This window comes from Verrucosispora sp. WMMD703 (assembly GCF_049178935.1).
Lineage (GTDB): Bacteria > Actinomycetota > Actinomycetes > Mycobacteriales > Micromonosporaceae > Micromonospora > Micromonospora sediminimaris.
This window is the reverse complement of record NZ_JBMHMM010000004.1, coordinates 5,945,475-5,957,224: the sequence shown is the minus strand read 5'-3', so window position 1 is coordinate 5,957,224 and position 11,750 is coordinate 5,945,475. Positions and strand designations below refer to the sequence as shown.

General features: G+C 71.0%; 6 protein-coding genes. 4 read left to right on the top strand and 2 right to left on the bottom strand.

Features of this window, described 5'->3' with window-relative positions; translation table 11 throughout:
* Positions 1–79: 79 nt before the first annotated feature.
* Complete coding sequence (truA, locus tag ACN26Z_RS27565; protein WP_421464042.1) at positions 80–910, top strand: tRNA pseudouridine(38-40) synthase TruA; 831 nt, start codon at positions 80–82, stop codon at positions 908–910.
* 34 nt (positions 911–944) lie between these two features.
* On the opposite strand, the gene ACN26Z_RS27560 is transcribed toward truA, so the two are convergent.
* On the bottom strand, positions 945–2,048 hold the full coding sequence (locus tag ACN26Z_RS27560) for a hypothetical protein (RefSeq protein WP_093403638.1): 1,104 nt from the start codon (positions 2,046–2,048) through the stop codon (positions 945–947).
* A gap of 128 nt (positions 2,049–2,176) precedes the next feature.
* Between ACN26Z_RS27560 and ACN26Z_RS27555 the strand changes: the two genes are divergently transcribed.
* The 3 genes from ACN26Z_RS27555 to ACN26Z_RS27545 all read left to right on the top strand — a co-directional run bounded on the left by ACN26Z_RS27555 (position 2,177) and on the right by ACN26Z_RS27545 (position 5,528).
* On the top strand, positions 2,177–2,782 hold the full coding sequence (locus ACN26Z_RS27555) for a class I SAM-dependent methyltransferase (protein ID WP_282236840.1): 606 nt from the start codon (positions 2,177–2,179) through the stop codon (positions 2,780–2,782).
* 47 nt (positions 2,783–2,829) lie between these two features.
* A complete protein-coding gene (locus tag ACN26Z_RS27550) occupies positions 2,830–4,509 on the top strand; it encodes an ABC-F family ATP-binding cassette domain-containing protein (protein ID WP_421464040.1) in 1,680 nt (559 codons plus the stop codon).
* 68 nt (positions 4,510–4,577) lie between these two features.
* A complete protein-coding gene (locus ACN26Z_RS27545) occupies positions 4,578–5,528 on the top strand; it encodes an aldo/keto reductase (RefSeq protein ID WP_421464736.1) in 951 nt (316 codons plus the stop codon).
* A 130-nt stretch (positions 5,529–5,658) separates the two neighbouring features.
* On the opposite strand, the gene ACN26Z_RS27540 is transcribed toward ACN26Z_RS27545, so the two are convergent.
* Complete coding sequence (locus ACN26Z_RS27540; RefSeq protein WP_421464038.1) at positions 5,659–11,463, bottom strand: ThuA domain-containing protein; 5,805 nt, start codon at positions 11,461–11,463, stop codon at positions 5,659–5,661.
* Positions 11,464–11,750 lie beyond the last annotated feature (287 nt).

Sequence of the window (11,750 nt, the reverse complement as noted above, 5' to 3'; positions counted from 1 at the left end):
AGACAGGCCCTGAGGCCGTTGTCGGGCCCGGCATCCCCACCACGGGGGTGCCGGGCCTGACTCGTCGAGGAGGTACCACGTGGACGAGCGCACCCGGCTGCGGCTGGACGTCGCGTACGACGGCACGGCCTTCTCCGGCTGGGCCGCCCAGCCGCAGCGGCGCACGGTCGCCGGAGTGCTTGTCGAGACGCTGGACCTGGTGCTCGGCACCGGTGTCGCGACGGGACTGACCGTCGCCGGCCGCACCGACGCGGGGGTGCATGCCAGCGGGCAGGTCTGCCACCTGGATCTGCCTGTCGACGTCTGGCGGGCGCACGAGGGGCGGCTGCTGCGCCGGCTGGCCCGGCTGCTCCCGACCGATGTGCGGGTGCGGGCGATGCGGGCGGTGCCGGCGACCTTCGACGCCCGCTTCTCGGCGACCTTCCGCCGCTACGAGTACCGGGTGACCGACGCGCCGTGGGGATGCGACCCGCTGCGCCGGCACGAGATCCTGGCCTGGCCCCGGGCACTCGACCTCGACCGGCTCACCGCTGCGGCGGCCGGGCTGGTGGGGGAGCACGACTTCGCCGCGTACTGCCGGCGCAAGGAAAACGCCACCACACTGCGGGAGGTGACCAGGCTGGACTGGCGGCGGGACGCCGACGGGATCCTGGTCGCCACCGTGCAGGCCGACGCGTTCTGCCAGGCGATGGTCCGCAGCCTGGTCGGCGCCATGCTGGTCGCCGGGGACGGTCGCCGACCGGTGCCGTGGCCGGCGGACCTGCTGGCCCGTCGGGAGCGGGCCAGCGAGGTGACCGTGGCACCGGCGCATGGGCTGACCCTGGTGGCGGTCGGCTACCCGGACGATCCCGCCGAGTACGCGCGCCGGGCCGAGGCGACCCGACGGCTACGGGTTTCCGCCGACGGTTGAGCGGCCGGCCCTGCTGCTCGGCGTGGCCGGCCGGTCAGTCCTCGGTGGACTCGTCCTGGCTGCCGGTGTCGTCGGTGGGGCCCTCGGTCGGCTGGCTGGCCGTCCCACCCTCGGCCCGCCGCTCCAGCACCCCCTGGTTGAGGTGCTGTTCGAGCATGTCGAAGAGGATCTCGCGGACAACGGTGTCACCGGAGCGGATGGTGGCACCGTCGGTACGGGCGACCACCGCGTAGGCGATGTAGTGACCGCGTACCTGCCAGCCGACCCGCGCCGGTGCGGTGGCGATCACCTCCGTGTCATCCCCCGCCGACATGCCGCGGAAGCGGCCCTGCCGCTCGTCGAGCAGCTGGCGGATCCGATCGCGGGCCCGTTCGGCGCTGGACCGGTCAGTGAGATTGAACAGCCCTGTGGTGACCAGGTGGTCGCCGTCCGGTGCGCGGAGGGTGGCCCGGACAACCTGGTTGCAGCCGAGCCGTACCAGCAGGTCCGAGACCTCCCCGGTGGCGGCTACCGCACAACTGGCGCTGGACTGGGTACGGAGCACCTCGTAGCCGTTCTCACCGTCGCCAACGGCGAGAGTGCTGGCGGGGAACACCTCGCGGGCGGTGAGCGGCGCCTGGTCGGTGTCCCGGGAGTCGAGGTCGCTGGCCTCGGCGGGCACCGTGTCACGGGTGGTGTCCGGTGCGGCGCTGGGCCCGGCCTGCTGACCGATCAGGGTTCGACCGTCCATCAGGGTGGCGGCGGTGAGACCGCAGAGGGCGAGCAGCACCAGCGCCGCGGCACCGCCCACCAGCACCTGCCACGCGCGACCGCCACCTCGGCGGGGCGGCGGCGCGACGGTCGCCGTGCCCGGCTCCGGCGGTGCCGCCGCCACGCCGACCGACGTCGGTTCGCCGGGCGCGGGCGGCGCCGGGTCGTACCGTGGTGCCGGTTCCTGCTGCGTGGTGGGGAACGCCCTCCGTGGCGGCGTCGATGATGGCAGCATGATCTGGTTCGGGCGGGCCAGCGACGGGGTGGGGAAGCGCGACGGGGACGGCCCGGCCGCAGGCGGCGGGCCGGGCCGGGGCGAACTGCCCTCGGTCTCGTCGTCCCGGTAGGGGACGTATGCGTCCTCATCGGAGTCGTACCGATACACCATGCCGTCCAGAGTAGGGATGTTTATCCCTTTAGTAGGTATTTTGCGGAAATGCGCTGGATGAACGTGTCGGAGCCGGTGCGACCGCCGTACCGTCGGCCCGATCCGCACTCGGTGCGAGAATGGCCCGCGTGACCGGGGACCACTACTTCACCGCCGAGCCGACCGCGCCCGCCCAGGCGCGCGAGGTGCAGTTCACCGTCGCCGGCCGCGACTACACCCTGGCCTCGGCGTCCGGAGTCTTCTCGGCCAGCCGCCTCGACCCGGGCACGGCGGTGCTGCTACGCAAGGCCGAACTGCCCGGCACCGCGACCGCCGGTGCCCTGCTCGACCTCGGCTGCGGGTTCGGTCCGATCACCTGCGTGCTCGCCACCGTCGCGCCGACGGCGACGACCTGGGCGGTCGACGTGAACGAGCGGGCCCGGCATCTGACGGCTGAGAACAGCGCCCGGCTCGGCCTGTCCGAGCGGGTGCGGGTGACGGCTCCCGAGGAGGTACCCGCCGACCTGCGCTTCGCCCAGATCTGGTCCAACCCGCCGATCCGGGTCGGCAAGGAGGAACTGCACGAGCTGCTGCGGCGTTGGCTGCCCCGGCTCGCCCCGGGCGGGGTGGCCTGGCTCGTGGTGGCCCGCCACCTCGGCGGCGACTCGTTGCAGCGCTGGCTGGTCGAGCAGGGCTGGCAGGTGGATCGGCACGCCAGTCAGAAGGGGTTCCGGGTGCTGCGCGTCACCCGCTGACCGGGTAATCGGTTGGCCTGCCGGGCCGGCTCGGGCAGGATGCCCGCGTGGGATACGTGGACGTGGCGGCGGTCGGGCATGTCCTGCCCGACGGGCGGGAACTCTTCGCCGACGTGTCGTTCCGGGTCGGCGAGGGTGCCAAGGTGGCGCTGGTCGGGCCGAACGGCGCGGGCAAGACGACGTTGCTGCGGATGGTCGCCGGTGACCTGCCGGTGCGCACCGGTGCGATCGCGCGCACCGGTGGGCTGGGTGTCATGCGCCAGTTCATCGGCATGATCGGTGACGAGTCGACCCTCGCCGACCTGGCTCTGTCGCTCGCACCGCCGACGCTGCGCGAGGCCGGGCGCCGGCTGGCGGAGACCGAGGCGGCCATGCGCGACGCCGAGGTGCGCGGCAAGTACAGCACCGCCGCCGGCAAGGCCCAACTGGCGTACGCCGACGCGTTGGCCGCCTGGGGGGAGACCGGCGGGTACGACGCCGAGGTGCTCTTCGACACCGTCGCCACCATCGTCCTCGACCTGCCCTGGGAGACCGCCCGGCAGCGTCCGGTCCGGACGCTCTCCGGCGGGCAGCAGAAGCGCTTCGCGCTGGAGTTACTGCTACGCGGTCCGGACGAGGTGCTGCTCCTCGACGAGCCGGACAACTTCCTCGACGTACCCGGCAAGCGCTGGCTGGAGGCGCGGCTGCGGGAGTCGGCCAAGTCGGTGCTCTACGTCTCGCACGACCGGGAGTTGCTGGCGCACACCGCCGACCGGGTGGTCGCGGTGGAGGGCGGCAGCGCCTGGGTGCACCCGGGCGGCTTCGCGAGCTGGCACGCGGCCCGGCTGGCCCGCCACGCCCGTCTCGACGAGCAGCGCAAACGGTGGGACGAGGAGCACCAGAAGCTGCGCGAGCTGATGCTGATGTACAAGCAGAAGGCCGCGTACAACGACGGGATGGCCTCGCGCTACCAGGCGGCGCAGACCCGGTTGCGCAAGTTCGAGGAGGCCGGGCCGCCGCCCGTACCGCCGAAGGAGCAGGACATCCGGATGCGGCTGGCCGGCGGACGGACCGGGAAGCGGGCGCTGGTCTGCGAGCAGCTGGAGCTGGATGGCCTGACCTACCCCTTCGACCTGGAGTTGTGGTACGGCGACCGCCTCGCGGTGCTCGGTGCCAACGGAACCGGCAAGTCGCACTTCCTGCGTCTGCTGGCCCGGGGCGGGACGGACCCGGACCCGGCGAACAGCCCGGTCGACGGTGCGGCGGCGCTGGCCCCGGTGGCGCACGACGGGGTGGCCCGACTCGGCGCGCGGGTGCGTCCCGGTCACTTCTCGCAGACCCACGACCGGCCCGAGTTGATGGCGCGGACGCTCGTCGAGATCCTCTGGCGGGGTGACGAGCACCGGTCCGGCATGGATCGTCACGCGGCCATGGCGGCGCTGTCCCGGTACGAGCTGGCGGGGCAGGGTGACCAGCGCTTCGGCACCCTCTCCGGCGGGCAGCAGGCCCGTTTCCTGGTGCTGCTGCTGGAGCTGTCCGGCGCGACCATGCTGCTGCTCGACGAGCCCACCGACAACCTCGACCTGGCTTCGGCCGAGGCGCTGGAGGCCGGGCTCACCGCGTTCTCCGGCACGGTGGTGGCGGTCACCCACGACCGCTGGTTCACCCGGACCTTCGACCGGTTCCTGCTGTTCCGGGGCGACGGCGAGGTGGTCGAGACCGACGAGCCGGTCTGGGACGTGGCCTGAGCGGTCTGGTCCCGCGGTCGCCCCTGCGACCACCCGACGGGGCGACATATGGTGATCTCGTGAGTGAGATGACCTATCGCCGGCTGGGCGACTCCGGGCTCGTGGTGTCCGTCGTGGGGATCGGCTGCAACAACTTCGGCCGCAAACTCGATCTCGACGGCACCCGGGCGGTGGTCGACGCGGCCCTCGACGCCGGAATCAACTTCTTCGACACCGCCGACATCTACGGCGAGCCGCACGGTGCCTCGGAGGCACAGCTCGGCGCGGCCCTGAAGGGCCGCCGGGACGACGTGGTGCTGGCGACCAAGTTCGGCATGTCGATGGCCGGCAGCAACGGACGCGACTTCGGGGTACGCGGCTCGCGGCGGTACGTGATCCGGGCGGTCGAGGCGTCGTTGCGGCGGCTGGACACCGACTACATCGACCTGTACCAGTTCCACGAGCCGGATCCGGGTACCCCGATCGACGAGACGCTCTCCGCCCTGGATGACCTGGTCCGCGCCGGCAAGGTGCGGTACCTCGGCAACTCCAACTTCGCCGGCTGGCAGATCGCCGACGCCGACTGGGCGGCGAAGACCCGGGGGCTCACCCGGTTCGTCAGCGCGCAGAACCACTACAGCCTGCTCAACCGGGACGTCGAGATCGAGGTGCTGCCGGCCTGTGACCGTTTCGGGTTGGGCATGCTGCCGTTCTTCCCGCTGGCCAACGGGCTGCTCACCGGCAAGTACAAGCGGGGTGAGGCGCCACCCGCCGGCAGCCGCCTGGCCGGCGGTGGCCGGTACGCCCAGCGGCTCGCCGCCGCCGACTGGGACACCATTGAGGGCATCGAGGCGTACGCCACGGAACGGGGTGTGCCGATGCTGCACGTGGCGATCGGCGGGCTGGCCGCCCAACCGGCGGTCACCTCCGTCATCGCCGGAGCCACCACACCCGAGCAGGTACGCGCCAACGCGGAGGCCGGCGCCTGGCACCCCACCGAGGACGACCTGAAGGCCCTCCGCACGGTCCTCGACCGCTGATCCGCGCCACACTCTCGTGCGTTGATCATGAGGTTGGCGGCGAAGTTGCTCCAGAGTTGCCGCCAACCTCATGATCAACTGAGCTGTGTGAAGGGGCCCCGCCCGGACGGTGCCGGGCGGGGCCGTGGGCTTACAGCTTGCGGTTGGGGGCCAGGCGGGTGGGGTCGCCACCTAGGCGACCGGCACCCTTGACGGACTCGCCGTCGTTGGCGCGTACGCCCATCGTGCTGGCCGAGCCGCCGAGCCGGACGATCATGGCATCGGCGTCCCGGATCAGCACGTCCCGGATCTCCGCCTCGCCGACCAACTCTGCGTCACCGGCCAACGTGCGGAACGCGGTGAGCTGGTTGATCGCCCGCTTGTCGTTGCCGCTCGCCTCCGCCGTACGGGCGTTGGAGAGTCGCTTCGACAACTGGTTGTACGCCTTGTTGCTGAGTCGGCCCGTCGCCTTGAACCGGTCCAGCAGGTTCTGCATGTCCCGGAACGAGGTGGTGACGAAGAAGCGGACCGTGGTGGTGGTGTCGTTGCCCGCCTTGTCCGTCGCGGTGACGGTCAGCTCGTGCAGGCCCAGCGGCAGCTCGTACATCGCCTGGAGCGTGCCGCTGACGTAGGGCCGGTCGTTGAGCCGGCCGACCACTGTCGCGATGCCCGAGGTCGGGTCGACCGCCTGCCAGGACACCCGGACGTCCTGGCTGTCACCGTAGAGCTGGCCGTCGGCGATGCCGGAGACCAACAGGGTCGGCTTGGTGCCGTCGATGCGTACCACCGCCGCCTTCAACGTCTCGGCGTTGCCGGCGGTGTCGGTGGCCCGGTAGAGCAGCTCGTGGTCCCCGTCGCCACTGATCTCGACCGGCTCGGTGTACGGCGTCCAGTCGCCGCCGTCCAGCGACCACTCCAGCAGCGCCACCCCGGAACCGGCGTCGGTCGAGGTGAGCACCACCGGGACGGTGCCGTCGTGCCAGCCCTCGTCGTTCGCCGGGGCGAACGTCGCGGTGCTGACCGGCGCGGTGGCGTCGATGCGGACGGTGACCGCCTTCGTCTCCTCCACGTTGCCGGCCTCGTCGACGGAGCGGAACCGCAGCTCGTGCTCGCCGTCTCCGGTCACCGGCACCGGCTCGGTGTAGGCGGTCCACTCGGTGGCGTCATCGAGCTGGTACTCGGTGCGCGCCACCCCGCTGCCGCCGTCCTCGTCGGCGGCGGTCAGGGTGACCGTCGCCGGGCCGGTGAGCCAACCCTCGACCGGGGTGCCGGACACCTCGGCCGTGGTGACAGGGGCGGTGTCGTCGTCCGGTCCGGCCTCGGTGGAGAACCGGAAGTAGTCGAACGACGCCGACTTCGAGGCGGTCTGGTTGCCACTGAGGGTGAACACGCCCACCTTCGGGGTAGCCCCGACGGCCGCGTTGGTGAGTTCGGTCAGGGCCGTCCAGGTGGTGCCGTCGGCCGAGTACGACGCGGTGTAGGTGTCACCGCTGCGAACCAGCCGCAGATACCACTCGGCCGAGGTCAGGTTCTCCGCACCCGGCTGTGGATCCTGGATCGTCCCGTCGATCTCGCTGCGGAACTCGATCCGCCGGGACACCGGCTGGCCGGCCTGGTTGTCCACCACGAAGTCGAACTTCAGGTAGTTGTCGTCGTCGCCGTACACGATCAGACCGGCCTGCTGGTACTGCTCGTCCAGCAGACTGCCGTCGATCTTGGTCTCCATCGTCCAGTCGCCGCTCGGCGTGTTCTGGAGGATGAAGTTCGTCGGCCCGGTGTTGTTGGTGCCGTAGATGTCACCGTTGGGCACGTCGATGTGCAACGCGCCATCGCTGACCCGGTAGGCGCTCAGGTCCTCCCGGAGGATCGCGTTCCACCGGCACTTGTCCAGCGAGATGCCGGTGAACTCGTCGGACGGGTCGACCGGGCCGGCCGGCTCGTCCGGTATCACCTGGAACCAGTCGAACTCGGCCTCCACCACGGGTGCGTCGGTGCCCCCGTTGAGCGCGAACAGGCCGATCCGCGGGTTCTCGATGCCCTCCAACGCGGCCGAGCGACCGACCGGGGTGAAGGTCTGGCCGTCGGCCGAGAGCGCGGCGGTCAGGCTGGTGCCGTCGCTGCTCACCCGCAGGTAGACGGTGTCACCCGCCGGTGCGTCGGTGCTGTCGTCACCCTCGTTCCGTGGGGTGCCGGCGGTCTCCCGGATGAACTCCACCCGCCGGCTGCCGTTGTAGAGCAGGTCCAGCTTGGCGTAGTTCTCGTCGTCGCCGTAGACCAGCAGGCCGGCCTGCTGGTAGTTGGCCGTCACCGGCAGGGTGACCTTTGTGGTCGCCTGCCAGGCGCCCGACGGTGCCGGCTGGAGCACCAGGTTTGTGGCGTCGTTACGGCTGCCGTACAGGTCACCGGCCCCGGTGGGTAGCCGCAGCGCGCCGTCGGAGACGGACAGGAGCTGGTTCTCCCGCACCACGCTGGTCCACCGGTCGCGGTCGAGCGTGTCGCCGTCGAAGTTGTCCGAACGTGCCCCGAGGCACGACGTGTTCGGCGAGTCGACCCGGACCGGCACGGTCGCGTACGACCGGGCACCACGGCTGTCGGTCACCGTCAGGGTGGCGGTGAAGTTGCCGGGTGCGGCGTACGTGTGCTCGGCCTGGAGCGTGTCCGCCGTGCCGCCGTCACCGAAGTCCCACTCGTACGTGAGCGGGGTGTCGCCCTCGGGGTCGGTGGCGGTGCCGCCGAACGCGATGGTGAGCGGCGCGGTGCCGGTGGCCGGCGTGGCGGTGGCGGTGACCGCCGGCGGTGCGTTGTCGGTGACGCCCTTGCCGACGAAGTCCGCCCAGTTGACGTTGAACAGCGATCCCTCGCCGCCGGCCGGGTCCTGGGCCACGAAGTACAGCGAACCGCTCGCCGCACCGGTCACCGGTGCGGTGACGTCGGTGTAGGTCTGCCAGTCGCCGGTACCCGGCACGGTCGCCGAGGCGACCACCGGGCCGTCGACCGCGCCGGCCCGGACCTCGATCACGCCGCCGCTGGTCGCCGAGGCGACCCGGAAGCGGATCTCGTCGATCTCGGTCAGGTCGGCCGGTACGACCGACCACCAGTCGCCGTCCTCGATGGCGCCGATGTTCTGGCCGCCGCCGGCGGTGTCGCCGGTGGTCTCGCGCATCACCCCGGCGTCGCCGCCGCCGGTGCCGTCCTCGGTCCGGCCGGTCGCGGTGAAGTACTCGGCCTGCTTGCGCTTGGGCTGGAGAATCTCGATCGCCCGGCCGGTGAGCGGGTCGGCTCCGCCGGACCCGCCCTGGTCGGTGTAGGTCGCCTCGAAGACGGTGAAGACGTTCGCCTCCGCGCCGTGGCCGGCGGCGAGCTGGGTCTGCACCGTGCCGGTGCAGCCGGTGTGCTGCTCCAGCGGGTGGGCGTGCTCGTCGTGACCGAGCAGCACCTGGAGCTGGACGTCGGCGCAGTCGATCTCCCCGTCCTCCGGGTCGGTCACCGTGATCGTGTACTTGACCTGGTCGCCCCAGTCGAAGAAGCCACCGTCCGGCGGGAACTCGATCGTCACGGTCGGCGCGGTGTTGCCCACCGTGATCGGCACGTTCGCCACCGCCGTACGGCCCTTGGGATTGGTGACGGTGAGCTGGGCGGTGTAGTTGCCCGCCTCGGCGTACGTGTGGGTGGGGTTGGCCTCGGTGGAGGTGCCACCGTCGCCGAACGTCCAGGCGTAGGTGAGCGCTCCGCCGTCGGGGTCACGCGAGCCGGCGCTGGAGAAGGTCACCTCCAGCGGGGCCTGCCCGGAGGTGGGCTCGGCACTGGCCACCGCGATCGGCGCCCGGTCACCGGCGATGTAGTCGATCCGGTAGACGCCGGAGTTGTCGTTGTTGCCGCCGAAGCCGCTGCCCCACTCGATCAGGTACATCGCGCCGTCGGGACCGAACTCGAAGTCCATCGGGCGGATGAAGGACATCCCGGTGAGCAGCTGGTTGATGTCGACCAGCTCGGTGCCGTCCGCGGAGACCTGCATCGTGTACATCTTCGACTGGTTCCACTCGCCGAGCAGCGCCTTGCCGTCGTAGTACGCCGGCCACTTGCGGTTCGAGTCGAGGTCGGCGTCGTACCGGTAGACCGGGCCGCCCATCGGCGCGCCGCCGCCCCCGATCTCGGGGTAGCGCGGGTCACCGCCGTAGCCGTAGTCGACGGTGGCCGGGATGGCCGGCGGGAGGTTGGTCAGGCCGGTGTTGTTGGGTGAGTTGTTCACCACGGCGGCGCAGTCGAACTTCGGTCCACTCGGGCCGGAGGGGAACTGGTAGTCGTTGTACGCCTCGTTGGTGCCCGTGCAGTACGGCCAGCCGTAGTTGCCCGGTTCGGCGACGATGTTCCACTCCACCAGGCCCTCGGGACCACGGTCGGGGTTGTCCGACGAGGCGTCCGGGCCGTAGTCGGCGACGTAGAGGGTGTCGGTGGCCGGGTCGATGCCGATCCGGAACGGGTTACGGAAACCCATCGCGAAGATCTCGGGCCGGGTCTGCTCCGTACCCGGCGGGAAGAGGTTGCCCTCCGGGATGGTGTACGTCCCGTCGTCCTCCGGGTGGATCCGGATCACCTTGCCGCGCAGGTCGTTGGTGTTGCCGGAGGTGCGCTGCGCGTCGTAGTCGGCGCGTCCGGGCCGCTCGTCGATCGGCGTGTACGCGTCGGACGAGAACGGGTTGGTGTTGTCCCCGGTGGCCAGGTAGAGGTTGCCGTCGGAGTCGAACGTCATGGTGCCGCCGGCGTGGCAGCAGGTGTTGCGTTGGGTGTCGACCTGGAGCACGACCTCCTCGGTGGCCGCGTCGATCGAGTCACCGCTCACCGTGAACCGGGAGAGCACGTTGCGCGCCACCCCGTCGTTCGGCGCGTAGTAGAGGTAGACCCAGTTGTTGGTGGCGAAGTCCGGGTCGAGCCGGATGCCGATCAGACCGTCCTCGTTGCCGGTGAAGACGTCGAGGTCGATGGCGGTGACCGTGTTGCCGGTGTCCGGCTTGACGATCTGCACCCGGCCGTCGCGCTCGATGTAGAACACCCGGCCGTCGGGGGCGATGTCCAGCTCCATCGGGTTGCTGGTGTTGCTGTCCAGCGTCACCTTCTCGAAGCTGGCGGTCAGCGACGCCCCGCAGTCGGCACCCTGGATGCCGGCGGCGGTGCGGATGCCGCCGAGCAGGTGGGTGCGGAACTCCGGTTCGGCGTACGACTCGTCGGTGTGGCCGCCGCCGGTGTACCAGGCCCGGCCGCCGTCGTAGTCCTGGCACCAGGCGATCGGGTGGTCATGCCCCATCGCGCCGGAACCGGCGTTGTAGCTGGTCTCGTCGAGGGTGGCCAGCACGTGCACCGAACCGCGCGGGTTGGTGCGGTAGTTGTACCACTCGTCGTACCGGGACCAGCGCTCCGGCAGGTGCGCGGTGGAGGGGTGCGCCGGATCCTCGACCTTGACGGTGGCCGTCTGGTTGGCCGGGTGGCTGTTGAAGTACGCCCCCACCAGCTCGCCGTACCAGGACCAGCTGTACTCGGTGTCGGCGGCGGCGTGGATGCCGGCGTAGCCGCCACCGGCCTGGATGTAGCGCTCGAACGCCGCCTGCTGGTCGGCGGTCAGCACGTCTCCGGTGGTGGAGAGCCAGATGACCGCCCGGTACTGCGCGAGGTTGGCGTCGGTGAACGCACCACCGTCCTCAGTGGTGTCGACGGTGAAACCGTGCTCGACGCCGAGTTCCTGGATGGCGGCGATGCCGGTGGGGATGGAGGCGTGGCGGAAGCCGGCGGTCTTGGAGAAGACCAGCACCGAGAATGTCTCGGCGGCGGCCTCCGGAGCGGCCTGGGCGACGGGAGCCGGTGCGGCCTGGGCGGCCGGGGCCGCCAGGAGCATGGTCGCGGCGAGGCCGAGGGAGAGAAAGGCGGCGGTCAGGGGTGCGCGGGCACGAGGTGTTCGGGGCACTCCGGTCTCCTTTGTCCTTGCTGGACAGGGGTCACGGGGTCGGCCCGCCGAAGACCGTCCCAGATGGAGCTGGTCCGGACACCTTGCCGAAGGGTGCCGTGCCAGCATTTTTGTCGAGTCGCTGAACAAATTAGTTCCGTTAGAACGATTAATGGCAAGGCTTCAATTGATAACAGTTCGGTAAACGCAAGCGACATTCCCGCACAGCCCGGCCAAACCACCACGGCCGCCGGCCCGCACCTCGGGCAGAGGTACGGGCCGGCGGTGGTGGTTCGGTCAGATCGGCC